We start from the raw sequence: 23,094 nt of genomic DNA, 5'->3' as shown, positions 1-23,094 counted from the left end.
TGCACATCGCAGCAGCTTCTGACTCCATCGGGTGCTGCTGGAGCCTCGGGCTCAACCGCGACGCGCAACATGGTCCACGCCGGCGGCTGCCACCTGGCGGGCAAACGGCCGCTCGCGAGGCATCGGGCCCAGCGACGCGCGCCGGCTCGCCGAGGGCATTCCCGCCTGCACTCACTGCCGGCCGGACAGCGGACTGGGCTATCTGGTGGGATGAGGTCAGGCGCTCCCGGCGTTTCCGCGCGGTGAACGTGCCCGCTCCGTACGGCACAGTGGCGGGCCGTTCGACAGGAGACCGCCCGGGGGCCGGTGCCTGGCCTACGCTGATTTCCCTTGACCGGTGTCCGCCGCGGAGTCGGGCGTGGCACTCACGGGCAGGAGCCGGGGGCGTTTCGCGGTGCGGCCGTCGCCGGAGGACTGACCGCGCAGACGGCGTGTGAGCCAGGGGCCGAGGTATGCGGCCGCCCAGCGCAGTTCGGCTCCTGCGGCTTGCCGGCCCGAGGGAACCCTGTGCGGCGGGAGGGGGAGCGTCCAGGCGTCGTCGCTTCCGGGCAGGTGGATGGCCTGGGCGAGGGCTGCGGCGATACGTTCGTGGCCGAGGGGGCTTGCGTGGAGCCGGTCTGCGGTCCACAGCCGTGGGTCGGTGGTGACGGTCTGTCGGCCGGTTTCGGCGACCGCGACCCCGTGACGGGCGGCCGCAGCGCGGATACGGGTATTGAGGTCGAACACGCGGGACCTGATGGGCCGGGCCAGGGGCGCGATCTTCCCGATGTCGGGGAAGGTCAGTGTCACCACCTGGGTCCCGGCATCCGTGAGCGCGGCGAACATCTCTTCCACCTGCCCGGCCACCTCCGCGGCGTTGTACCGGGGCCGGAGCAGGTCGTTGACCCCGGCGACGACGGTGGCCAGGTCGGGGCACAGGGCCAGGGCAGACCCCAGCTGTTCGGTGCGGACCTGGCCGGCCGTACGTCCGCGTACGGCCAGATTGGCGTACCGAAGCCCGGGGTTGAGGGCTGCGAGGTGCTCGGCGAGCCGGTCGGCGAAGCCGCGTAGGCCGACGTTGTCGTCCCCGTCGCCCAGCCCTTCGGTCTGGCTGTCGCCCAGGGCGACGTAGCGCACGTATCCACCGCTGGGCATGAGCCGTCCGCCTTCCCTGGTCCGCCATCACATCATACTCAAGAAAGTGACTAGTCATATCAGTGAGTATCAGGAGAGGTCATGAAGGCTGTTGAACGACTTTCACGGGTACGCCGGCAGGGCGTCGTCCCTTGACGTCAGGACCGGTGCGGCCTGCGCCCGGGATGACGCCCGCCCGGCTCACCAGGTCTTGCCGGCCTGCTCCCGGACCGTGCGGTTGATCCGGTTGAAGAAGTTGGTCATCGCGATCTCCAGGGTGATCGCGCCCAGTTGCTCCTCGCTGAAGTGGTCGGCGGCGGCGTCCCAGATCTCGTCGGTCACGCCCGCCGCGCCGTCCTGGAGCCGGGTGGCGGCCTCGGTCAGGGCGAGGGCCGCCCGCTCCTCCTCGGTGTAGAAGGGCGTCTCGCGCCACGCGACCACGTGGTGCAGCCGCTCGTCCGTCTCACCGGCCTGCTTCGCGGACTTGACCGTGGCGAAGACGCACGGGCTGCAGCCGTTGATCTGGCTGACACGCAGATGGACCAGCGACAACAGGCGCTTGTCGACGCCTCCGGCGTGAATCGCCTTGTAGAGGTGCCGGATTGCTGTGATCACGTCGGGATCGGCCGGGCTCTTCATACGTGCTTCCATCGGTCCTGCTCCTTCGTCGGTGGTGCATCGGTTACCTGCGCCCTTCCGGGCCCGTCATCACCCGTGACGGAGCAGAACCGAGGAAGGTAACAACATGTCCGACACCAGCCCGACGGACCCGGTGGCCGAGACGTTCGAGGCCCAGCGCGACCGGCTGCGCGCGGTCGCCCACCGCATGCTCGGGTCGCACGCCGACGCCGAGGACGTGGTCCAGGAGGCCTGGCTGCGGCTCTCCCGCCAGGACACGGCGACCATCCACAACCTCGCCGGCTGGCTGACCACGGTGGTCGGCCGGATCAGCCTCGATGTCCTGCGATCGCGCCAGGCCCGCCCGGTGGCGGCCTACGACGACGCTCTGTCCGACCTCGTGGTGACGCTCGACGACAATCCCGCTCCCGAGGACGACGCGGTGCTCGCCGACTCGGTCGGGCTCGCGCTCCTCGTGGTTCTGGAGTCGCTCGGGCCGAGCGAGCGGCTGGCATTCGTACTGCACGACCTGTTCGCGGTGCCGTTCGACGAGATCGGCCAGATCCTCGGCAAGTCCACCGCCGCCGCCAAGATGCTCGCCAGCCGCGCCCGCAGGAAGGTGCAGGCGACGGAGCGGCCGACCGGTGTCGGCCGGGAACAGCGAGATGCGGTCCGGGCCTTCCTGGCAGCAGCTCGCCGCGGCGACTTCGAGGAACTGCTGCGGGTACTCGACCCCGAGGTGAAACTGACCGTCGACACCCCGGCCGGCGTGGTCATCACCCTCGGTGCCACCAAGGTCGCCGCCGGCGCGCAACTGTCCGCCAGCGCGGCCGCGCGGGGGCGGGCGGTGCTCGTCAACGGCCTCCCGGGGATCATTTCCTGGCGGGAGGACGGCACTCCGCTCTCGGTCCTCGCGTTCACCGTCGTCGACGGCCGGATCACCGGCATCGCGATCGTGATCGACCCGGCCAAGCTCGCGCTGCTGGACCTGCCGGATCCGGTGTGAGTCCCTGCCGGGGCAGGCCGCCGTCAAATCGCGGTCGGACCCTCGCCGACGAGGGCGCCGGCCGCGGCCCTGCGTTACGGCGTGTCTGCGGTCAGCTCACCGTGGGGTCGTCGTTGGTGAGGGAACCCGACAACTGCCGCGCCAGTGCCCGCTCCACCTCGGTGAGCGGCATGTCGGGCCGCAGCCGCTCCGGGTGGCCCGGGGGCGGTTCGACGACACCGGGCATCGGGCCGCGCCCGGCCCCGGGCCCCTGCCCCTGTTGCTCGCAGCCACGCGGCCGGGCGCGCAGGGTGTCCTTGTCGGGCCCGGGCTGTACGGGCGCCTCGTCGCGCCCCACCAGCCCCAGGCACATCAGGCCGTAGGCCACCAGGGACCGCCATACGGGCAGGACACAGTGCCGGACGACGATGCGTCCCGCCCGTGCGGCGGCCGTGGGGTGCCGCTGCCGGCTGTGCAGCGCGTCCCGCGCGGACCATTCCATGCCCTTCCTCCGCTCCCCCCGGGGTTGGCCGGTCGGCTCTGCACAGTGCCCGAGAAGACTCGGGTCTCGGTCGAAGCCGGCTGGGCCTGCGCCTGGGATCCGCCTGCCGGCTTCGTTGGTGTGCGGCGAGGGCGGCCGACGAGGGGTTCGGGCAGCCGGTGGCCGGGGCAGCGGGAACCTGCAGGCTGTCATGACCAGGGCCCGGGGCGGGTGGCGCGAACGACGGGGCCGGGAGACGGTGACCGGTACGCCGGGGCGCCGCCGGTCTCAGGGGCGTGCCATAGGTTGCCCGCCATGACTGGACTCGGCCCCGTCGCCTGGCCACCTGCCCCGATAAGGACCGAACGGCTCGTGCTCCGCGGGTCCGGGGCCCGAGACCGTGCGGCGTTCATCGAGCTGTTCGCCTCGCCGGAGGTGGGCGCCTACATCGGCGGCCCTCGGCCGCGTGATGAGCTGGAACGCGCGGTGCCTGAGGTGCCCGGGCGGCGCCCCGGCCTTTTCGTGGTCGAGGCCGACGGAGCGATGATCGGCACCATCGAGCTCAACCGGCGCGACGCGGAGCATCGCAGTCAGGTCCGTCCGGATGCCGGGGAGGCCGAACTCGGCTACCTGTTCCTGCCGAAGGCATGGGGACGCGGATACGCCGCCGAGGCGTGCGCGGCAGCGCTCGGCTGGTTCGCCGACGCGCTTCCCGGCGCGCCGGTGGTGCTCTGCACCCAGACCGCCAACGACCGCTCGATGCGCCTCGCGGCGAAGCTGGGGTTCACCGAGGTGCAAAGGTTCCAGGAGTGGGGCGCCGACCAGTGGTTCGGCGTGTGGTCCCCGGCCGCTCCGTCCGGCTGAGCCAGGTCGTTCCTCCCGGATCAGGCAGCGGACCAGATGAAGATGCCTGCGGTGTGGAGGGGCTCCTGGCGGGCACCGGCCTGGCCCTGTCGGCGTGATCGTCAGAAGCTGCCGAGGAAGCGATGCCACCAGCTGGGCCGCCCAACGTGCCGGGGCGGCCGGCTCGGACCGTAGTCGAGCTCCAGGCAGTTCCACCCGGTCGAGGTCCAGGGTCCGCGCCGGCGATGGCGTCCACGGGCTGGGCGGTGACGGGGGCCGGCCGTCCCGTGCATCGCCGAGGTGCTGTCCGGCCGTCAGCCGACTCGGCTCCCCGCAGTCGGGGCGGCGGCTCCCGTCCGCAGTCCTTGCCTGTGCCTGCCGGGCCCGTGGGCTGGGTGTGTCGTGTCGTCAGCTCTGCTTGCCCGGGGGTGCGGGCGGCGGGGGTGCGGGCGGCAGGATCCGGGGGCCCAAGGGCTCGGCCGGTGGTGCGAGCGAGCGCAGTTCGCGGGCGGCCTCCGCGCGCGCTTCCTCGTCCAGGGAGGGGTCGCCGGCCAGCCGTCGCAGGATCAGCGGGCCGTCCGGGTCCCCGGCTTCGACGAGGCGGCGGGCCGCCACGAACCGGGACAGGCCGTCGAGTGTGGGGTCCTCGGCCAGGGTGCGCAGCAGTGCGGGAAGCCGCGGGTCTTCGTGGCGTGCCAGCTCTCTGGCCGCTGAGCGCCGGATGAAGAAGTTGATACGGGGATCGAGGGCGAGCTCGTGCAGCAGGTCGGCTCCGCGGGCGTCGCCCGTGTAGGCCAGGTTCTGGGCGGCGTCGAAGCGGTGTTCGTCGTCGAGGCTGGTGTCCTGTGCCTGGGAGTGCAGGAGGCCGGGTCCGTAGGAATCGCCCTGTTCGATCAGGTGCTGGGCCGCCTCGGCCCGGTCCTGGGGGCGTGCGCTGCCATCGCGGGCGAGGGCTGCGAGCAGTGTCCGGGCCTCGGGAACATGTTGGGTCGCCAGGGTGCGCCCGGCCAGGTAGCGCAGGGACGAGTCCAGTTCGTGGGAGGACGCCAGGTCGCGCAGGAGGGTGTGGGCGCGGGGGCCGCAGTGCCCGAGCCAGGCGATGGCTGTCTCCCGGGTGGCCGGGGTCAGCGCGGTCTCGGTGGCGAGGCGATGCAGGAGGTGGGGGGCGCGGTCGTCGTGGCGTTCCATGAGCTGTGCCGCGGCCAGGCTGCGGGCGGACTCTGCGAGGCCGGTGTCCGCCGCGATGCCGAACAGCAGCTCCGGGACGGCGGGGTCGCGAAGCCGTGCCAGGCCCTCGATCGCGCGGGTGCGGCAGAGGCTGTCGAGTGTGGCGCACGCCCCGAGGTCGCGGAGCACCGAGGGCACCCGCGCGTCGGTGTGTTCGCACAGCCGCCCCACGACGAAGGCCCTGCGTCTGGGGTCCAGCGTCATGTCGAGCACCAGGGACTGCAGCAGGCCGATCGCCCGCGGCTCGTTCAGGTCGGCCAGTTCGAAGGCTGCTTCGGTGCGGATCGAGACGTGCACAGCGGTGTCGGCGGCGAGGGAGCGGAGGGCGTCGGCGGCCCGGGAGTCCTTGAGGTCGGCCAGCTGCTGGACGGAGATGCGGCGGTCGAGGTGGGCCCGGCCGCCGTCCCGGGCCAGCTTGTCGAAGACGTCGGGCGCGTCCGCGCTGCCCAGGGCTGCCAGGGCGGAGGCGGCGCCGGCCCGTGATCCTTCGTCGCGGACGACTCCTGTCGCCGTGGTTCCCGGTTCCTCCAGCGCGAGGGCTCTCAGCAGCCGCCGTCCGCGGGGGTCGCCCGTACGCCCGAGGTCCCAGGCCGCTCTGACCCGGGCATGGCCGTCGAGGCTGGGGTCACAGGCCAGGAAGAAGAGCACGTCGGACAGATCGGAGTACCCGTGGGCGGACAGTTGGCCTGTCGCCCACCATCGGAAGCCCTCACCGATGGTGGGGTCGTGGGTGAGTTCGAGGAGGAGTGCGGCGGTGCCGGGATCGCCGCTGTCCGCCAGCAGCCGGGCGGCCCACTGCCGGGAGAAGACTTCCACGTTCCGGTCCCGCGCCAGCGCGTGCAGTACCCCGGGCAGTCTGTCGTCCTGGAATGTCGCGAACTCCATTGCGGCCGCGGCCCGGTAGAGCGGGCTGACGCCGGGGCCGCCGGCTACGGCGCAGTAGGCGTCGACGACTCTGGGGTCGAGCAGGCCGGCCAGTTGCTCGGTGGCGGCCGCCCGGTGTGCCGAGCGGGCCCGCTCGCTGACGGCGAGGGCGTACAACGTGTCCGGGACTCTGGGGTCGTCGTGGTCCGCCAGCCGGCGTGCCGCCCACAGGCGGTGGCCGGAGTCCTGGGCCTCGCTGACAGCCAGGTCATGGAGCATGTCGAGGACTTGCGGGTCGCCGAGTTCCCGTAGCTCCGTCAGGGCCGCCACGACAGCGCTCCCGTGCAGCGCGCCGGACTGCACCAGGGTGCGGAGCGTTCCTCTCACCCGGGGGTCGAAGATGCGGGTCAGCGCCACGACGGCCTGGGTCCGGTCGCTTTCGGTCTTTCGGCTGTTGCGCGCGGCCCTGGTCAGCCCGCGCGTCGCCGCGGAGACGACGTCGTCGGGCAGGGCTGTGCCGAGCCGGGCGAGTTCGGCGAGGAAGAGGCAGCCCTCCAGACCTCCGAGACGGGCCGTGCGCCGTAGAGCGGGCGCTGCTTTGCGTATCGCCGCCGGCGAAGCGAGGTCGATGAGGAATCCGAGGTAGGAGGTGTCGGCGTTGTGCCACCGGGCCAGGGCTCTGCGCAGCAGGCTCGTGGCCGGCTCGCTCGTGGCGTGGCGGGCGGCGCAGTATTCCAGCAGCGTCTGGTGGACGAACACGTGGTCGCCGGCGTGGAAGGTCAGCAGGCCGCTGTGGCGCAGGGCGGTGGCGAGGAACTGCTGCCATTCGTCGGGGGGAACGGCGTGGGGCGGGGGCGGGGGTGCGGCGTCCGGGTGGGACCCCAGGATCTCGGTCGCGCGCAGTGTGCTGCCCTCGCGCCGCTCGGCGGCAAGGAAGTCGATGAGCTGCGGCAGCCGGCCCAGGGTGCGCTCGGCACAGGTGACAGCCTCGTCTCCGTAGCGCCGGAACCCGGTGCACAGTGCGCGGGGGTTGCCGGGCTCGGCCGGGTTGTACTGCCGCTTGTGGAGCATCCTTGCGAACTCGGCGTAGATCTGGCCGCGGACGGCCGGCAGGGGCTGGCCCGGGGTCGCCGCGTACAGCTGGCACAGCAGCGACGCCATGAGAGGGATGCGTGCCAGGCCCGCCAGGTGTGAGCGCTCGAGGTCGCCGACGAACAGCTGCGCCAGCCGGCCCGGGTCGCTGAGTCCATAGGCCGAAAACCAGCGATGGGCCACGTCCGCCAGCTCCACGAGCTGGAAGCGCTCCAGCTCGTAGCGGCCGACAGCCGGGCCGAGCAGGTCCAGCTCGCTCTCGGGGAGGGGACGCGTGGCGATGACGAAGCGGTAGTGCGGACGGTCCGGGTTCTCTTCGACCGAGCGCAGATGCCGCAGGACCCTCCACCGTCTGATGGGGTCCGCTATCTCGTCGAGTTCGTCCACCAGCACCAGCCAGCAGGCGCGTGGCGTCGGCGGCTCCAGGAACAGGGCCGGGGGCAGGGTTTCGACCAGGCCCTTGAGCCCTGAGCGCACCGCGCCCGCAAGGGCGGTGTCGAGCGCCTGGCCGTCCAGCGCCGCGGCGGGGACGAGTACCGGGACCACGCCCTGGCCGGGGTCCTGCCGCCAGCGGTCCACGCCGACTGCCAGGAGGGTGCGCAGGAGGCTGGACTTTCCCCCGCCCGCCCCCGCGAGAACGGCACACATCTGGGTGCTGCCCAGGATCCGGTCGATCGCGTCACCCTCGAACGGGAGCCCGTCCTGCGCCAGGCTGCCCAGCCGCTGGCGGACGTAGACGTCGTCCAGCGACGGCCCGGCGCTGGGCAGCATCGCGGGATAGGGGTGTTCCTTCGAGGTCTCGGCGGCGGCCGCCAGGTACTGGGCGAGCCAGCGGTCACGGTGGCGGGCGTCTTCGGGCGCGTCGGGGAACACGTTGACCTGGATGCCTCTGTCGCCCTGCTGGATCGCCGCGGGGGCGTGGAACGTATTGCCGGACACCTCGCGGCGCGCGCTGCCGGAGAACGCGTCAGCGGGGCCGCCCTCCCCCTCGGCTTCATCCAGCATTCGATGCCGTCGCCTCACTGCCAGCAGGTCCCGTCGCAGTACCGCCCACGATACCGGCGGCCCTCTCCCCCCGGGCCCTCTCCCCCCGGGCCCTCTCCGCCCGGGGGCTGCCGCGCAGGCGCCGGGAGCACTGTCTGAAGAAGCGGGCAATCCCTGTCGCCGGCAGCTTCGGATTACCCACGGCGCGGGTTCGTCATGAGCCGCGCGCGAGCACCCGCCGGCACGAGGGATACGGGCACTGGCGGTGCGCTCCCGGGCTCTCGTGCACGGCGGTGCGCGAGAGCCCGGTCCACGCTCCGGCCGTGTCCTGCCCGGTCCAGGTCCCGGCCGTATCCTGCCCGTTCCACGCTCCGGCCGTGTCCGGGGCATGTCGTCCCCGCCGGACGGTCGTCCCCGCCGGGGCGGGCCCCGAGCCCGCTGCACGGGGGTGGCAGAAGGCAGGGGGCCCGCTTGTCCCCCTGCTTCCGGGCGAGGGGCCGGACCGGATGCACCCCGCGCGGGCGGGGCGGAGTGGGGCGGGCGGAGCGGGTACCGGTCCCCTCCCCCAGGCCGGTCCGGGCATGGGTCCGGGCCGGTCCTGGCATGGGTCCGGGCCGGTCCTGGCATGGGTCCGGGCCGGTCCTGGCATGGGTCCGGGCCGGTGCGGGCATGGGTCCGGGCCGGTGCGCGCGGAACGCAGAAAAGGGCCCGCCGTCCCGGGGAACGTCCGGGACAGGCGGGCCTGATGTGGCGTCAGTCGTCGGGCGGAGGGGCATCGCGGGGCGGCCGGCGGCCGGGCGCGGCAGGGAGACGTGGGTCCGCGGCCGGGCGCCGCAGGGAGATGTGGGGCGCCGCAGGGAGATGTGGGTCACATTCGGCGGTGTCACATTCCGGGGGGCGGGCCCGTCGTAGAGGTGTATCTGTCAACGACGCGAGGGACACGTCATGGAAGCCCGTTTGAACCTGTTCGGCAGCGAGATCGCAGCCAAGACCGTGAAGTACATCAACACGGCGAGCATGGTGATCATCAAGGAGTCGACGCTGCCGAAGGCGACCCAGAACCTGGTGATGCTCCGCGCCAGCCAGATCAACGGCTGCGGCTACTGCACCGACGTGCACAGCAAGGACCTCGCGCACGACGGCGAGAGCGCGCTGCGCGTCAACCTGGTCGCGGCCTGGCGGGAGACCAACGCCTTCACCGAGGCCGAGCGCGCCGCGCTGGAGCTGACGGAGCAGGGCACCCGGATCGCCGACGGAGCCGGCGGGGTCACCGACGAGGCCTGGGCGAACGCCGCCAAGCACTACGACGAGGAGCAGCTGACCGCGCTGACGCTGCTCATCGCGCTCATCAACGCCACCAACCGCTTTCTCGTCATCAACCGGCAGCCCGGCGGCGACTACCAGCCCGGCCAGCTCGGCTAGGCAGACGTACGCGACAGGCCGATGTCCCGGCTACCGCTGAGCGGTGCCCCGGGACATCGGCCTTGTCGTGTCTGGGGGCGGGCCGGGGTGTCAGTCGCCGCGGTAGGCCAGCCGGGTGGCGAGGCGGGAGAACTCCTGGCGCCAGGGCCGGCCGAGGGCCGGGGTGGCCAGTGCGGCGCAGGCCTTGTCGACCAGGCCGGCGATCCTGCGTTCGGCGGTGGCTTTCGTGCCGCTCTCGTCCAGGAGGCGCCGCAGCAGTGCGGCGTCCGCATGCCCGTTGCGGGCCAGGAGGGCGCCGGCGTGCGGGGAGCGTTCCGCGGCGAGGGCCAGGAGCAGGGTCGTCCTGTGCCGGGCGGGGCCGGGTCCGGTAGGCCGGTCCGTGTCCTGGGTGGGGCCGAAGACGTCGATGAGGTCGTCGCGGAGCCGGCACGCCTCGCCGAGGGCCAGGCCGTAGCTCTCGAAGGCGGGGGCCAGCTCGGGGCGGCCGGCGAGCAGGGCTCCCAGGACCAGGGGGCGGTGGAGCGTGCCGCGGCCGGGCCCGGGCACGGCCCGGTGGCCAAAGGGCGCGGAGCCGGCGACGTCCTCGGCGGTGGCCGCGGCCGCGTTGTCCGGGTGCGGGCCGGTGGCCGGTTCGGTGCGCAGGTCGTTCCACACCGTGCGGGCCGCGGCGGGCAGCCGGGTGGCCAGTCTGTCGGCGTATGCGCGGGCATGGTCGCCGAAGAGCGCGACGTCCTCGGCGGCGGAGGTGTTGTCGTCGTGGAGCCGGGCACAGGGGTGCTGGTGCAGCAGTCCGAGGGCGGCGCAGGTGTCGACGGCGACCGGGTCTTTGGGGTTGCCGCCCGCGGCCAGGAATCCGCTCACGCAGAACACCGGCCGCAGCCGTGTGCCGCCGTCGGCGACGAGTGCGGCGAGGTCCTCGGCCGGTTGCGCCGCCCGGGGCCCGGTGTCGTCAAAGCGGTGGGCTTCCTGTTGTGCGCGGAGGTGGCGCAGTCGGTGTTCGACGAGGGCGAGCATGCCGGTGCGGGTCTGCTGGATCGAGCCGGTGTCAGCGGGGGGCGCGGAAACGCTCGTCATGGCAGGCCTTCTTCGCTGGGTGTACGCGGACGGGGCGGGGCCCGGGCACGGGCGGGGGCGCGGGCGGGGTCCGGGCGCCGGCGGGGGCGGGGTCCGGGCGCGGGCGGGGCCTGGCCTGGGGCGGCGGTCGTCGGCCACCGGGTGCCGGGCGGACGCGGGTGCCGGGCGGGTGCGGGTGGCCGGGGGTGCTCGTTCGCTGCCGGCCGCTCGGCTCGGTGCACTGCACTGCACTGCCCTGCCCTGCCCTGCGCAGCGCTGTGGTGTGGCGGGCGGCCGGTCCGGTCCGTCGGGGGTGGTGGTGCGTGCGCGGTGGGCTGCCGGTCAGGCCGCGGTGTTGTGTTCCGGCGGGAGGATCAGGGTGGGTTCGAGGGGGACGCGGGTGGCGGCGGGCTCTTCGTGGATCCGGGGCAGGGCGGGGCGTTCGCCGCGTTGCTGGCGCCAGCCCGCCTGGGCGGCCACCACGGCGACGTAGGGGATGAGGAAGGCGCCGGCCAGGGCGCACAGGGCGAGGGCGGGCCAGCGGTTCCAGGTGGCGGCCATGACGACCACGCAGGCGCTGCGTACGAGCATGGCGGCGAGGTAGCGGCGCTGGCGGGCGCGGACGTCCTGGGACAGGCCGGTGCGGGCCTGGGTGATGGACTCGGGGCGGGGGCCGTGCCGGTGCCAGGGGGTTCGGCGCATCGGGCCTCCGTGGACGCTCCGGCGTTCGTGCCGGATGGCCGGAAAACAAGGGGGGAGCGGGCTCCCTGGGGAGCGGGGCGGGGCTCGTGTGGTGCGGGGCTCGTGTGGTGCGGGTGCGCCTGTGCCGCCGGTGCGGGCCGGCGGTACGGGGGCGGCGCGGGCGGTCTGTCCCCTGACCGTCCGCGCCGCCGGGTCAGTGCAGTTCCTGGTCCGGTTCGCGTTCCGGGAGGGCGCTGGGCCGGGCGGTGTCCAGGTGTCCGTTCGGCGAGGCGTGGCCGTCCGGGGTGTGGTCGAGGTGGGCGCGGGCCTGCCGCATCTCCTGCGGGGTCGGGTGCGGGACCTGTCCGCCGTACAGCCAGCGGCTGAGGCGGTGGCGCAGCATCTCCTTGCGGGCCCGCGGGTTGGGCACTCCGTCGTGTTCGGCCGCGGGCGCGGGTGCCGTCTCGCGGATCTCCCTGGCCAGCAGGGCGTACTCCTGGCCGCGGTCGAGGGGTTCGTGGACCTCGACGAACTCGCCGTGCGGCAGCCTTCTGATCTTCCCGGTCTCGCGGCCGTGCAGGAGCTTGTCGCGGTCGCGCAGCTGGAGGCCGAGACAGATCCGCTTGGTGACGACGTAGGTCAGGGCCGGGACGAGGAAGAACCCGATCCGTACCGCGTAGGTGATCTGGTTGAGGGAGAGCTGGAAGCGTTCGGCGAGGACGTCGTTGGCGCCGCCGAACAGCAGGACCAGGTACAGCGCGACGAAGGCGCAGCCGAAGGCGGTGCGGGTGGGGTGGTCGCGGGGCCGGTCCAGGAGATGGTGTTCGTCCTTGTCGCCGGTGACCCAGGCTTCGAGGAAGGGCCACAGGGCCAGGACGAGCATCATCAGGGTGGGCAGGACGACGGCCGGTATCAGCACGCCGAAGTTGATGGTGTAGCCGCCGGGGGTGTTCCATTCCCAGGCGGGGAAGGCGCGCAGGGCGCCTTCGAGGAAGCCCATGTACCAGTCGGGCTGGGAGCCCTGGGAGATCTGGTCGGCGCGGTAGGGGCCGAAGGACCAGATGGGGTTGATCTGGGCGATGCCCGCCATCAGGGCGAGGACGCCGGAGACCAGGAAGAAGAAGCCGCCGGCCTTGGCCGTGTAGTGCGGCATCAGGGGCTGGCCGACGACGTTGTTCTCGGTGCGGCCGGGGCCCCGGAACTGGGTGTGCTTGTGGTAGAAGACCAGGATCAGGTGGATGACGGCCAGGGCCAGCATGATGCCGGGGATCAGCAGGATGTGGAGGCTGTAGAACCTCGGGACGACGTCCTGGCCGGGGTATTCGCCGCCGAAGAGGAACATGGTCACGTAGGTGCCGACCACGGGGATGGCGAGGGTGACGCCTTCGGCGATGCGCAGGCCGGTGCCCGAGAGCAGGTCGTCGGGCAGTGAGTACCCGAGGAAGCCCTCCAGGATGACCAGGACGAGGATCACGAAGCCGATCAGCCAGTTGACCTCGCGCGGCTTGCGGAACGAGCCGGTGAGGAAGTGGCGCAGGGTGTGCAGGCAGAGTGCGCCGATCATGGTCAGGGCCGACCAGTGGTGCAGCTGGCGGATGAACAGGCCGCCGCGTATCTCGAAGCTGATGTCGACCGTGGAGGCGTAGGCCCTCGACATCGGGATGCCCTGGAGCGGGACGTGGGAGCCGTGGTAGACGGTCTCGGCCATGCTCGGCTCGAAGAACAGGGTGAGCCAGGTTCCGGTGAGGATGAGGATGACGAAGCTGTAGAGCGCGATCTCGCCGAACATGAACGACCAGTGTTCGGGGAAGACCTTGCGGGCCAGGAATCCGAAGTTGTAGATCCCCAGCCGTCCGTCGGCCCAGTCGGCGATGCGCTCGCCTTTGGGCGCTTCGGCGCGCCCGCTCGGCGGAGCCTCCTCGATCGTGCTCATACCCGCGCGCCCTCCCGTCGCCGCTCGGCCGTCACAGGCACACCCCGCCCGGCCGGTGAGCGGTCGGGGGTGGGGGCGGCCTGCCGCGGCGCAAGCGGGCCCGTGCCCTGGAGCGGATCGAACGCTATCGACGCGTGAGGTGGGCGATCAACCGCGCTCAAGCGATACTCGAGTCTGTACTGGGCTGGTTCTCGGGCGAGTTGGGAGCCGGGCGGACGCACACCGTCCCTCCCTTGGTGCAACAGGGCTTTTTTTGCAGGCCTGTTGGTGGTGTGCGGGTGGCCTGTGTTGTTCAAGTGGACTTGCACGGGGGCTGGTTGCTCCACTCTTGTCATGCTCGAAGCGTAGGACCGGGCCGTTTGTGCACGCGACGGCGCGAGGTGGCCATGCGGCTGGAATCTGCCGCTCGGCGGCGGGCGTTCAGCGTTCACGGGCGGCGCGGGTCTCCGGCCGGCGCCGCGGCCGGCGGCTGGGCGGGCGGGCCGGCGGGCCGCCGCCGGGCGGAGCCCGCGGGGGCCGCGGTGACGGGGGTGTCCGGGGCGGCGGGGCGGCGCTTTCGCGCCTGCGGGCCGTGGGTGAGGCTGGGCGGCGCCGCCGGGTCCTGGCCGCTGGTTCCCGCGCGCAGTGCGGCGTGCAGGACGCGGGGGTGCAGCGCGGCGGTGGGCGCGGCGGCCGTCTGGTGCTGCTGGAGCAGCAGCGTCGCCGCACGGGGGTCCGTGGTCGCGGCGGCCGCGATCCGGGCCGCATAGCCCCGGGTGAGCCGGGTGCGCAGGCCGGCCGTCCCGCCGTGGTCCGCCCGGGCCGTGTGCAGGCTGCGCAGGCTCGCCTGCCAGGCGGGGGCGATGCGGTGGGCGAGGGCCTGGCGCAGCCGGTAGCCGAGGCCGACGGCGCTCTGGTGGGCGGCCAGCATGTGGTCCAGGACCAGGGCCTGCTGCACGGCGAGTGTCATGCCGTGGCCGTGGGCGGGGGCGAGGGCGGCGAGGGCGTCGCCGACGACGAGGAACTGGTCGGGCCAGCGGCGCAGCTTCTCGTAGTGGTGGCGGCGGTTGTCGGTGCGGGCGCAGCTGTAGACCGGGCCGAGGGGGGTGGCGGCCTGGAGGAGGTCGTGCAGCAGGGGGTGGGGCAGGGCGGCCGCGGCGTGCAGCAGGCCCTCGTGGTCGGTGGGCGGCGGTGTGCCGTCGCCGCAGCTGAGCGAGACCGACCAGCGGCCGCCTTCGACGGGGCTGAGGATGCCCTGGCGGGGGTTGCCGGGTGAGGCCATGAGCAGCAGGCTCTTCCAGTCGGCGACATGGCCGACGGGGGGCGTGAACACGGCGGTGGCGTAGGTGGTGGGGGCGGTGACGACGGTCCGCGGGGGCGGGGTGTAGCCGAGTTCGGCCAGCCACCGGGGGGCGTGCGAGGTGCGTCCGGAGGCGTCCACCACGAATTCGGCGGGGATCAGACGCCGGGGTGTCCAGCCGTCGGGCGCCTGCCGGTCCCGGCCGCGTGCCCATACCCCGGTGACGGTGTCGTGGGGGCCTTCCTCCAGGGCGACGACCTCGTGTTCGGTCAGGAAGGCCACCTTGGGGTCGGCCCGCAGGCGGTCGCGTATCACCGAGTCGGTCAGGTCGCGGCCGGCGCTGAGCATCGACAGGCCCGAGTCGAACCGGGGCAGCCAGCCGCCGGGGCCGAGCAGCAGCATGTCCTCGGGCATACGGACACGGACCGCGCCGGCGCGGGTGAGGTCCTGGCCGATGCCGGGGAAGAGCTGCTCCAGGCCCTGCTGGGCGGCGGTGGTGAGGGGGTGCGTGTGGCGGGCCTGGGGCAGGCCCCGGCGCCGGCCGGGTCCGCGCGGCAGCCAGTCGCGTTCGATGACGGTGACCCGGTCCATGAAGTTGGCCAGGGCCCGTGCCGCGGTAAGCCCGGCGAGGCTGGAGCCGATCACCACGGCGTGGCCGTGGCCGCCTGTGTCTGCGCGTGCGTGCGGACTCAACTCGGCGGCCCTCCCTGTGCGTTGTGGTTGCATCATGCGATGCGGGCCGCCGGTGGGGCAGGGCGCGTTCCGGCCGGTCGGGGGCGCCGTCGCCGAGGCGGCCCGGCCGTGTTCACGGCGGGAGCGGCTCGCCGCCCGGGGCGAGCGGGGCGATGTGCCTGGTGGGATGCGTACGCCGCGGCCACCGTCCGGCGCCGGACCGCCCCGGCCGGCAGGGGCGGGCGGCGGGCGGGGGTTCAAGTGAGTGTCGAGGGATTCACGAGGGGGGCTCCGGCGTGCGTCGAGGACCCGGCGTGCCGCAGGTATCCCTGCCGGGGGGCCTGGTCCTGGCTCGACGGCGAAGGGAGCGTGGGTTCACCTGGTGACAGGAGGCTGCCGCCGCCTTGTTCGGGCCGGGAAGGCTGTGTCCCCCCGGGACGAGAACTCCGCACGCGTGATGCTCGTCCGGGCTGGTCTCACCCCGGCCGGCGCTGAGGCGTAAGGCCACCTGGGGCGTCGCCCCAGGTGGCCGCCTGAGCCAGGAACCCACTCCCTTCAGGGCGGGGAGGATTCACGCGTTGCGGTAGGCGACTCGGTGGGCCATGGCGGTGAGTTCGTCGCGCCACGTCTGGGGGACGGGGGCGTCGGCGATGGCTTTGCAGCCGCGTTCGACGAGGCCGGCGATGTGCTGTTCGACGTCGTCGGGGACGCCGGTGTCCACGAGCCGGCGGCGTACCTCGTCGGGGGCGTGGCCGGGCTCGGTGATCAGGCGGTGGATGTGTGCGTCGCGCTGCATCGCCCAGCCCAGCAGCAGCGTCATCTTGTGCTGGGTGAAGTCCAGGCCGGCGGGTTTGCCGGTGTCCGCGGAGTCGCCGAAGGCGTCCAGGAGGTCGTCGCGCAGCTGGAAGGCCTCGCCCACCGCCTCGCCGTACTCGGTGAAGGCGGCGGCCAGTTCGCGCTGTCCCGCCGCGCTCGCGCCGACCACCAGGGGGCGGTGGATGGTGTAGCGGCCGGATTTGATCAGGGCGATCCAGCGGGAGAGCTCGGGGTCGACGGAGAACTCGGCGGCCGCGGCGACGTCCATGTACTGGCCGATCATCACTTCCGAGCGGAGCTTGTTCCACTCGGCGAGGGCCGTCCGCGGGGCCTTGGACATCAGCTCGCCCGAGTAGACCAGTGCCAGGTCGCCGACGAGGAGGGCGACGCCTTCGCCGAAGCGGCGTGACTCCCCCTGCCATCCGCGGCTGCTGTGCAGTGCGGTGTGCTTGGCGTGGACGGTGGGCAGGCCGCGGCGCTGGTCGGAGTCGTCCAGGACGTCGTCGTGGATGAGGGCGGAGATGTGCAGCATCTCCAGGGCCGCGGCGGCTTCGACGATCCCGGGGTCGTCCGGGTCGCCGCCGGCGGCGAGGTAGCCGGCGATGCAGAAGGCGGGCCGGATGCGTTTGCCGCCCGACGCGGTCAGTTCCGACAGCGCGTCGATGGCGACGACCGCCCGTTCGTTCACTTCGGCCCACTCCTGGCGTTCGGCCGAGAGGAAGGAGCGCAGCCGGTCTTCGACGCGTCGCAGCAGGTCGGTGCTGGTGCGGCGGGCGGCGGTCCCCTCGGGGCCGGACCGGGTGGTCAGGTCCGTAGTCACACGTGTCTCCTCAAGTAGGTGTACGGGCGCTGGTGGCGGGGCGCCGGGGGTGGCGGGCCGTCCGGCCCGTCGTTCCCGGGTCCGGGCCGGCCGCGCGGGTGGCGGCGGCGGGCGGAAAGGGCGGGCACGGGTGCGGGCCCCGGGTGCGGGCGGGCCGTCGTTCCCGGGTCCGGGCCGGCCGCGCGGGTGGCGGCGGCGGGCGGAAGGGGCGGGCACGGGTGAGGGCTCGGGTGCGGGGCGAGCCTGGAGTTCCCCTTTAGGGGCGATCGATTGCGAATGGTGCGCGTTGACACCCTCAATTGCGCCGTGGAAGTCTCCCCAGTGCACCCATAGTTACGTCTGGGCAGCATCGGGGGGTCGGAACGCACACGACGTGCTTTGTCCGCTGAACACATCAGAACCGGTACTCGCGGGGCCGGATCCGAACTCTCTGCCGGAATTCACCGGCGCAGACCGTCCGGTCACCACTGCGGTTCATTTTTCGGTGGTTCTCGGCGCGGGATCCGGTCGCGGCGCCCCCCTTTTTTGAGGGTCACCGATCCGACATCGAATGCAGCGATCAGCACGGGGAATTGATGGAGCCGTGCCGGTCGCAGGGCGAGCCACCTCATGAAGGAGATTCATGGAGTTTCACGCATGCCCCGGAAACCACACCCAGGAACTCCGCGCGGCCGCCGGGTCCGTCCTCTGTGTCCCGTGTATCAGGCAGGTGGAGTGCAGTCTGCGTACGCTTCCCGGGCTCTACCAGGAGAGTCTGCACAACGTGTCCCCCATATCCAGGCGGCTGAGCCAGACGAGGGTGTCCGGGAGCCGCAGCAGGGATCATCTGAACCTGTCGGCGCTCGATGCCCGGCACAACATCCTCGCCATTCTCGAGTCGTGGTCGGGATTCGTTGCGGAAAAGCTCGGCAAAGCCGCCCCGCAGCGCGGTGTCGGCCAGCTTGCGCGGTTTCTGCTGCTCAATCTGGAGTGGCTCACGGCCCAGCCTGTGGCTGCCGATTTCGCGGACGAGATGGAGGGGCTGCGGGCTGAACTGCTGTGCACCGTCGATCCGGGTCCCGGTGATTTCCGCGCGCTCATCACGGAGTGTGTGGTGGACAACTGCCCGGGGACGATCAGCACTTCGTCGCAGAACGCCCCGGACGCGGGAAGGGGCAGCATCGGGTGCTCGTCGGGGCATACCTGGGAAATGCACGAGTGGATCACTCTGCGGCCGCTGATGGAGCGGCGGCAGAGGGCGGTCAGCGCATGACCAGGCCGCCGCGTCACCGGCTCGTTCCCACGAATGTGGCCGCTCTGGCGGCGGGGGTGTCCGAGGCGACCATCCGCAAGTGGGTGAGCCGCGGGAAGATCACCCGCTACGGCACGCCGGGTCGGTCGGAGTTCGACATCGACGAGCTCACGCAGATCGCGCTGCGGCGCCGGCCCTGACACCCTGCGGGGGACGGCGGCGTTGCGTGCCCGGGTGACCGCGCTGTCACGGCGGTCGGCACCGGCGACACCCGGTCCCGCCCGCCCGCCTGCCCGTCTGTCTGCCCGTCTGTCTGCTTGCTGCTTGCCTGTCTGCCGGGCTCCTACGCTCTGTTCGCGGGCGGCAGGGACCGTGACAGGGCGCGGTCGGTGAGGGCGCCGGCGGCTCCGGTGTAGGCCTGCGGGGCGAACAGGTCGGTGAGGTCGGTGGCGCCGAGGGCGGCCGCGGCCCGGCCGTCCTCGGCGAGGAGGTCGGCGAGGGTTTCGCCGGTGCGGGCCGAGCGGGCGGAGGCCTCGTTGAGCAGCCGGCGTGCCTCGGTCTTTCCCAGCAGCGGCGCCAGGACGGCGGCGATGCGTTCGGAGACGATCTGCCCTGCGGTCAGGGCGGTGTTGGCGCGCATGCGCCGTGGGTCCACCGACAGCTGCGAGGTCAGTTCCACGGCCTGGTGGGCCGCTCCCCCGGCCAGCCGCAGCAGGGCGCGCAGGGGTTCCCACTCGGCGTGCCAGGCGCCGGCGGAGCGTTCGTCCTCGCTCGGCATGCAGGCCAGCACGGTCGCCGCGAGCTGCGGTGACTGCAGGGCGGCGGAGCGGATGGCGGTCGCGAGGACGGGGTTGCGTTTGTGCGGCATCGCCGAGGACGCGCCGCGGCCGCCGGGCGCCGGCTCGTGCACCTCGCCGGTCTCGGTGCGGGTCAGGCAGAGCACGTCGACGGCGATCTTGCCGAGGGCGCCGCACAGGAACGCGGCGGCGGTGGCCACGTCCACCACCGGGGTGCGCAGCACGTGCCAGGGCAGGAGGGGGGCGCTCAGCCCGAGTTCGGCCGCGAACGCCTCGGTCAGTTCCCGCACGTAGGCGGCGGGCTCGACGCCGGGCGCGTGCTGGAGGTATCCGGCCAGGGTGCCGGCGGCGCCGCCGAGCTGGACGGGCAGTCCCCGGGCGCCGAGGTCGTCGAGTTTGTGGGCCGCGTCCAGGACGAGGTGGCGCCAGCCGGCCGCCTTGAGGCCGAAGGTCGTCGGGACCGCGTGCAGGGCCAGGGTGCGGCCCGCCATGAGCGTGTCGCGGTGCCGCGCGGCGAGGGCGGCCAGCGCCTGATCCACGCGGGCCAGGTCGGCGCGGATCAGGCGCAGGGTGCGGTGGGCCACCAGGACGCTCGCCGTGTCGAGGATGTCCTGGCTGGTGGAGCCGCGGTGCACGTAGGCGGCGGCGTCGGGGTCCTTTGCCGCGACCAGCGCGGTGAACTCCCGTACCAGCGCCACCACCGGGTTGGCGGACTCGCGGGCCTGGCGGGCCAGGGACGCGAGGTCGAGGCGTTCGGCGCGCGCCGACTCGGTGATCACCCGGGCGGCGGCGCCGGGCACCGTGCCGAGCCGGGCCTGGGCCCGGCTCAGTGCCGCCTCGGCGTCCAGCATGGCCTGCAGCCACGCGCCGTCGGACACCGCGGCCGCGGCGGGGGTGCCCGCCCAGACCGGAGCGAGCAGACCGCAGTCCTGCTGCGCCGCGGCCGCGGTGAGGGTGGTGTCAGTGGGCATGCGAGAGTCCTTGGTGTGGATGCGTGGGGGCCTGGCCGCCGTGGGCGGCGGTGTTCTCCCCGGCGCCGGGCGGGATGCGGCCGGCGCAGACGAGTGCGGCGCGGGCGATGGCGTCGGAGTCGGTGAGGGTGACGGAGTTGACGCCGGGGCGGATGCCCGCGGCCGTCACCCAGTGCACCGACTCCGTGGGCACGCCGAAGGCGAAGCGGCGCGGGTGGGGCCGTCCGGCCGCGTCGATCAGGCGGAACGGGCGTGTGGTGACGGCCAGTCCGTCGGTCTGGTGGCTGCCGGTGGGGCGGGTGCGGATGCGGTAGGCGGTGCACTGGCCGGTGGCCAGGAGGTGGCGCAGGAGGGGGTCGGCGGTGCGGGTGAGGGTGATCTCGGGCAGGCGTGCCTCGACGAGGGCGTCGACCCGTACGGCCGAGCCGGGTACGAGGGGTGAGCTGACGGTGTATCCGCTGTTGTCGGCGTCGACCTGTACGGCCGGTCCGACGACGTGCAGGACGCCGGCCTCGATCAGCGCGATCATCTCCTCGACGCGCCGGGCGGGCGGGCCGATGGACAGGTAGGCGTTGAGCGGGGTGTACCAGTTGTCCAGGTCGGTGCGGTAGGAGTCGCCGTGCAGGCCGCCGTGGTCGACGGCGAGGCGGATCTCGTTGCGCAGGTCGCGCAGGACGTCGAGGGCGGCTTTGAGGGGGCCGCTGACGTTGCCGCAATGGGCTTCGGCGACGTCTTCGCGCAGGTGGTCCAGGAGCCAGCCGGTGAAGTCGTCGGGGCCGGTGAACTCGCGGTCGCGGTAGGGGCGGGCGATGAGTTCCCAGTCCCAGCGGTCCTTCTCGCCGATGCCGTGGGCGGCGATGACGGCGTCGGTGTGGTGTGGCTGCGGTCCGGCGGCGAGGTAGTCGTCCTGGAACTGCTGGGCCCGGGCGGTGTATCCGCGTGAGGTGAGCAGGGTGCGGTAGTAGACGGCCTCGACCTCGCGGGAGATCAGCGGCCACAGCTGGTCCTTGAAGTCCAGGCCGGTGCTCTCGTGGGTGCGGCGCAGCCGGGCGATGTGCTCGGCGGTGAGCAGGAGCGGTTCGTGACGGCCGTGGGGGCCTTTCTCGTTCTCGCCGCGGGCCTGGTAGGGCACGCCGCGCCGGGAGGCGGCGTGGATCTGCGGTTCGCGTCCGCAGGGGTGGTAGACGAGGCGGCCGCTGACGCGGGTGAAGGTGCCGCCTCGGCCGGCGGTGAGCTGGGCGAGGTGGTCGAAGAAGTTCAGGCCGAGGCCGCGCAGCAGCACCGTCGTGCCGGGGTGCAGGACGTCGAGGTCGACGTCGGCGGGGTTGGCCGGCGGGATGTAGAGCAGTCCGGCCTGCCGGGCCCGGGCGGTGACGTCGCGTTCGGTGGCGTCCGCGCGGACCGGCAGGTGTCCCTGGCACAGGATCACCGCGTCCAGGCCCGGCAGGACGCTGCCGTCGCTGAGCGTCACCCGCTGGAGGGCCGCCTCGCCGGTGTCGGGGTCGTCGTCGAGGGCGACGGCGAGGTGGGGGTGGGTGCTGACGGTCAGTCCGGCGGGGGCGCCGTCGGTGACGCGCTGGTGGGCCCAGCGCAGGTAGTGGCCGTAGAACGCGCGGGTGGGGTAGGTGTCGGAGTCCAGCCGGCGGGCCTCGGCGAGGGCTTCGGCCGGATGGCCGTCGCCGAACTCGCCGGCGCCGAGGGCGAGGGCCCACTCGTGCAGGCTCGGTCCGGGCTCCAGGGGGCCGCGCAGGTCCACGCTGGCGTCGGTGAACACCGATATCTGTCCGGCCACGGTGTTCATGAGGAGGTGGCGGGACTGGTCGGTGCGCCACACCTTGCCGGGGCCGGGCGGGTAGGGGTCGACGACATGGACGTGGACGGTGCTGCCCTCGGGCTGCGAGCGGAAGTTGGCGCACAGCCGCTCGAGAACCGAGAGTCCGCGCGGGCCGGCGCCGATCACGCACACGGAGCGATGTCTCGTTGTCATGTTTCCTGTTTCTGCCGTTGTCGAGCAACAGAGCGAGGGCCGCTGGGCACGGGGCTGTGGAGGACGCCTGTGGCCCCCGCCCCCTTCACCACTCGAGGAGCGCGAAGCCCGCCGCCATGCCTCCGCCGAAACCGGCCAGGAGGATCAGCTCGCCCGGGTGGAAGGCGCCCGCACGGGCGGCCTCGTCCAGGGTGATCGGGATGGAGGCGGCGCCGGTGTTGCCGTAGCGGGTCAGCGTCAGGTGCATGGTGGCGCGGGACAGGGCCAGTTCGGCGAAGACGGTGTCCAGCATGACGCCGTTGGCCTGGTGCGGGACGAAGTGGCTGATGTCGTCGGGGGCGACGCCTGCCTCGTGCAGGAACTGCTTGGTCAGCGCGGGCAGGCGGTCCTCGACGAAGCGGCGTACCGCTCGGCCGTCCATCGTGAAGTACTGCCGGCCGGCCTGGAGGGTGTGCTGGTCCAGGGGCAGCCGGCTGCCGCCGCCGGGCACCTGGATCAGGTGCGCCAGTTCGCCGAAGGTGTGGTGGGCGACGTGCCGGATGCGTGCGCCGTGACCGGTGCGGCCCAGGACCATCGCGCCGGCGCCGTCTCCGAAGAGGACGACCGTCCTGCGGTCGTGGGGGTCGAGGATGCGGGAGTAGACGTCCGCGCCGATGACGAGCGCGTGGCCGCCGCGGCGGGCGAGGATGCCCTCGACGGCGGTGAGCGCGAACACCTCGCCGGAGCAGACGGCGTTGATGTCGAAGGCGGCCGCGTCGGCGGCGCCGAGGTGGTGCTGGACGTAGGCGGCGGTGGGCGGCTGGGGCCGGTCGGGGGTGGAGGTGGCGACCACGATCACGGTGAGCTGGTCGGCGGTGATGCCGGCCGATTGCAGCGCGGCCCGTCCCGCGGCCGTGGCCAGGTCGGAGGTGGCCTGGTCGTGGGCGGCCCAGCGGCGTTCGCGGATCGCGGTCTTGGCGGTGACCCAGGCGTCGTCGACCGCGGCCGCCGCGCCGACTTCGTCGTTGGAGACAACCCGGTCCGGCACAAAGGCACCGGTGCCGAGGATCCCTGTATCGGTCATGCGCCTGCCCTCCCCTCACGTGGTGGTGGTGCGCTGGCTGTGCGGCCGGCCGGCGGGTGCGCGGCCGTGACCGACCCGCCGGGCGGGCGGGCCGCCGGGGGCTGCCGCTCGTCGTGTGCGGGTGCGTTCGGTGCCGGCCCCGGCCCCGGCGCGGCGCCGGGG

At 73.2% G+C, this 23,094-nt stretch carries 18 protein-coding genes and 1 pseudogene; 7 read left to right on the top strand and 12 right to left on the bottom strand.

Annotated elements, in window-relative coordinates:
- Positions 1-31: 31 nt before the first annotated feature.
- Positions 32-214 (top strand): DUF6233 domain-containing protein, encoded by a 183-nt coding sequence (locus tag ACFWBD_RS36260; RefSeq protein ID WP_385676684.1) that lies wholly within the window; start codon positions 32-34, stop codon positions 212-214.
- 101 nt (positions 215-315) lie between these two features.
- Here the strand turns inward: ACFWBD_RS36260 and ACFWBD_RS36255 are convergent, their stop codons facing one another.
- Positions 316-1,134, bottom strand: a complete 819-nt coding sequence (locus tag ACFWBD_RS36255; RefSeq protein WP_385676681.1) for an SGNH/GDSL hydrolase family protein — start codon at positions 1,132-1,134, stop codon at positions 316-318.
- Between the two features lie 180 nt (positions 1,135-1,314).
- Complete coding sequence (locus ACFWBD_RS36250) at positions 1,315-1,764, bottom strand: carboxymuconolactone decarboxylase family protein (RefSeq protein WP_385676678.1); 450 nt, start codon at positions 1,762-1,764, stop codon at positions 1,315-1,317.
- Positions 1,765-1,858: 94 nt separating this feature from the next.
- On the opposite strand from ACFWBD_RS36250, the gene ACFWBD_RS36245 reads away from it, so the two are divergent.
- Positions 1,859-2,737: a sigma-70 family RNA polymerase sigma factor gene (locus ACFWBD_RS36245; protein ID WP_385676675.1), complete on the top strand. Its 879-nt coding sequence runs from the start codon at positions 1,859-1,861 to the stop codon at positions 2,735-2,737.
- 91 nt (positions 2,738-2,828) lie between these two features.
- Here the strand turns inward: ACFWBD_RS36245 and ACFWBD_RS36240 are convergent, their stop codons facing one another.
- On the bottom strand, positions 2,829-3,218 hold the full coding sequence (locus ACFWBD_RS36240) for a DUF6059 family protein (protein ID WP_385676672.1): 390 nt from the start codon (positions 3,216-3,218) through the stop codon (positions 2,829-2,831).
- A gap of 294 nt (positions 3,219-3,512) precedes the next feature.
- Here ACFWBD_RS36240 and ACFWBD_RS36235 point away from each other — a divergent pair, with 294 nt between their 5' ends.
- On the top strand, positions 3,513-4,061 hold the full coding sequence (locus tag ACFWBD_RS36235) for a GNAT family N-acetyltransferase (protein WP_385676669.1): 549 nt from the start codon (positions 3,513-3,515) through the stop codon (positions 4,059-4,061).
- Positions 4,062-4,448: 387 nt separating this feature from the next.
- On the opposite strand, the gene ACFWBD_RS36230 is transcribed toward ACFWBD_RS36235, so the two are convergent.
- On the bottom strand, positions 4,449-8,228 hold the full coding sequence (locus tag ACFWBD_RS36230) for a hypothetical protein (RefSeq protein WP_385676665.1): 3,780 nt from the start codon (positions 8,226-8,228) through the stop codon (positions 4,449-4,451).
- A 924-nt stretch (positions 8,229-9,152) separates the two neighbouring features.
- Here ACFWBD_RS36230 and ACFWBD_RS36225 point away from each other — a divergent pair.
- On the top strand, positions 9,153-9,629 hold the full coding sequence (locus ACFWBD_RS36225) for a carboxymuconolactone decarboxylase family protein (RefSeq protein ID WP_385676662.1): 477 nt from the start codon (positions 9,153-9,155) through the stop codon (positions 9,627-9,629).
- Between the two features lie 90 nt (positions 9,630-9,719).
- Here the strand turns inward: ACFWBD_RS36225 and ACFWBD_RS36220 are convergent, their stop codons facing one another.
- From ACFWBD_RS36220 to ACFWBD_RS36205, 4 genes are all read right to left on the bottom strand, one after another.
- Entirely contained in the window at positions 9,720-10,703 is a 984-nt protein-coding gene (locus ACFWBD_RS36220; RefSeq protein ID WP_385676659.1) for a polyprenyl synthetase family protein, read from the bottom strand.
- Positions 10,704-11,024: 321 nt separating this feature from the next.
- Positions 11,025-11,384: a DUF3099 domain-containing protein gene (locus tag ACFWBD_RS36215; protein WP_385676656.1), complete on the bottom strand. Its 360-nt coding sequence runs from the start codon at positions 11,382-11,384 to the stop codon at positions 11,025-11,027.
- 193 nt (positions 11,385-11,577) lie between these two features.
- Complete coding sequence (locus ACFWBD_RS36210; RefSeq protein ID WP_385676653.1) at positions 11,578-13,296, bottom strand: cytochrome bc complex cytochrome b subunit; 1,719 nt, start codon at positions 13,294-13,296, stop codon at positions 11,578-11,580.
- A 427-nt stretch (positions 13,297-13,723) separates the two neighbouring features.
- Complete coding sequence (locus ACFWBD_RS36205) at positions 13,724-15,268, bottom strand: FAD-dependent oxidoreductase (protein WP_385676650.1); 1,545 nt, start codon at positions 15,266-15,268, stop codon at positions 13,724-13,726.
- A gap of 400 nt (positions 15,269-15,668) precedes the next feature.
- Here ACFWBD_RS36205 and ACFWBD_RS36200 point away from each other — a divergent pair.
- Positions 15,669-15,784 (top strand): annotated as a pseudogene (locus ACFWBD_RS36200) (RNA-guided endonuclease TnpB family protein); the annotation flags it as partial.
- 34 nt (positions 15,785-15,818) lie between these two features.
- Here ACFWBD_RS36200 and ACFWBD_RS36195 read toward each other — a convergent pair.
- Positions 15,819-16,883: a polyprenyl synthetase family protein gene (locus tag ACFWBD_RS36195; protein WP_385676647.1), complete on the bottom strand. Its 1,065-nt coding sequence runs from the start codon at positions 16,881-16,883 to the stop codon at positions 15,819-15,821.
- A gap of 763 nt (positions 16,884-17,646) precedes the next feature.
- Between ACFWBD_RS36195 and ACFWBD_RS36190 the strand changes: the two genes are divergently transcribed.
- Both ACFWBD_RS36190 and ACFWBD_RS36185 read left to right on the top strand, forming a co-directional pair.
- Positions 17,647-18,135, top strand: a complete 489-nt coding sequence (locus tag ACFWBD_RS36190) for a hypothetical protein (RefSeq protein WP_385676644.1) — start codon at positions 17,647-17,649, stop codon at positions 18,133-18,135.
- On the top strand, positions 18,132-18,314 hold the full coding sequence (locus ACFWBD_RS36185; RefSeq protein WP_028807395.1) for a hypothetical protein: 183 nt from the start codon (positions 18,132-18,134) through the stop codon (positions 18,312-18,314). Before ACFWBD_RS36190 ends, ACFWBD_RS36185 begins: the two co-directional genes overlap by 4 nt.
- 143 nt (positions 18,315-18,457) lie before the next feature.
- On the opposite strand, the gene pcaB is transcribed toward ACFWBD_RS36185, so the two are convergent.
- From pcaB to ACFWBD_RS36170, 3 genes are all read right to left on the bottom strand, one after another.
- Positions 18,458-19,882 carry a 3-carboxy-cis,cis-muconate cycloisomerase gene (gene pcaB, locus ACFWBD_RS36180; protein WP_385676640.1) on the bottom strand — a complete coding sequence of 475 codons (1,425 nt, stop codon included), beginning with the start codon at positions 19,880-19,882 and terminating at the stop codon, positions 18,458-18,460.
- Entirely contained in the window at positions 19,872-21,869 is a 1,998-nt protein-coding gene (locus ACFWBD_RS36175) for an FAD/NAD(P)-binding protein (RefSeq protein WP_385676637.1), read from the bottom strand. Before ACFWBD_RS36175 ends, pcaB begins: the two co-directional genes overlap by 11 nt.
- Before the next feature lie 85 nt (positions 21,870-21,954).
- On the bottom strand, positions 21,955-22,932 hold the full coding sequence (locus tag ACFWBD_RS36170; protein ID WP_385676634.1) for a 3-oxoacyl-ACP synthase III family protein: 978 nt from the start codon (positions 22,930-22,932) through the stop codon (positions 21,955-21,957).
- Positions 22,933-23,094 lie beyond the last annotated feature (162 nt).

This window comes from Streptomyces sp. NPDC060002, assembly GCF_042737245.1.
Classification (GTDB): domain Bacteria; phylum Actinomycetota; class Actinomycetes; order Streptomycetales; family Streptomycetaceae; genus Streptomyces.
This window is presented reverse-complemented; position numbering and strand designations above follow the sequence as displayed.

What these genes read in the sequence shown, in the direction of transcription:
- ACFWBD_RS36255 (WP_385676681.1), bottom strand. Translation starts at nt 1,134, where the DNA reads ATGCCCAGCGGTGGATACGTGCGCTACGTCGCCCTGGGCGACAGCCAG.
- ACFWBD_RS36235 (WP_385676669.1), top strand. Translation starts at nt 3,513, where the DNA reads ATGACTGGACTCGGCCCCGTCGCCTGGCCACCTGCCCCGATAAGGACC.
- ACFWBD_RS36230 (WP_385676665.1), bottom strand. Translation starts at nt 8,228, where the DNA reads ATGCTGGATGAAGCCGAGGGGGAGGGCGGCCCCGCTGACGCGTTCTCC.
- ACFWBD_RS36225 (WP_385676662.1), top strand. Translation starts at nt 9,153, where the DNA reads ATGGAAGCCCGTTTGAACCTGTTCGGCAGCGAGATCGCAGCCAAGACC.
- ACFWBD_RS36175 (WP_385676637.1), bottom strand. Translation starts at nt 21,869, where the DNA reads ATGACAACGAGACATCGCTCCGTGTGCGTGATCGGCGCCGGCCCGCGC.
- ACFWBD_RS36250 (WP_385676678.1), bottom strand. Translation starts at nt 1,764, where the DNA reads ATGGAAGCACGTATGAAGAGCCCGGCCGATCCCGACGTGATCACAGCA.
- ACFWBD_RS36245 (WP_385676675.1), top strand. Translation starts at nt 1,859, where the DNA reads ATGTCCGACACCAGCCCGACGGACCCGGTGGCCGAGACGTTCGAGGCC.
- ACFWBD_RS36215 (WP_385676656.1), bottom strand. Translation starts at nt 11,384, where the DNA reads ATGCGCCGAACCCCCTGGCACCGGCACGGCCCCCGCCCCGAGTCCATC.
- pcaB (WP_385676640.1), bottom strand. Translation starts at nt 19,882, where the DNA reads ATGCCCACTGACACCACCCTCACCGCGGCCGCGGCGCAGCAGGACTGC.
- ACFWBD_RS36210 (WP_385676653.1), bottom strand. Translation starts at nt 13,296, where the DNA reads ATGAGCACGATCGAGGAGGCTCCGCCGAGCGGGCGCGCCGAAGCGCCC.
- ACFWBD_RS36240 (WP_385676672.1), bottom strand. Translation starts at nt 3,218, where the DNA reads ATGGAATGGTCCGCGCGGGACGCGCTGCACAGCCGGCAGCGGCACCCC.
- ACFWBD_RS36220 (WP_385676659.1), bottom strand. Translation starts at nt 10,703, where the DNA reads ATGACGAGCGTTTCCGCGCCCCCCGCTGACACCGGCTCGATCCAGCAG.
- ACFWBD_RS36185 (WP_028807395.1), top strand. Translation starts at nt 18,132, where the DNA reads ATGACCAGGCCGCCGCGTCACCGGCTCGTTCCCACGAATGTGGCCGCT.
- ACFWBD_RS36170 (WP_385676634.1), bottom strand. Translation starts at nt 22,932, where the DNA reads ATGACCGATACAGGGATCCTCGGCACCGGTGCCTTTGTGCCGGACCGG.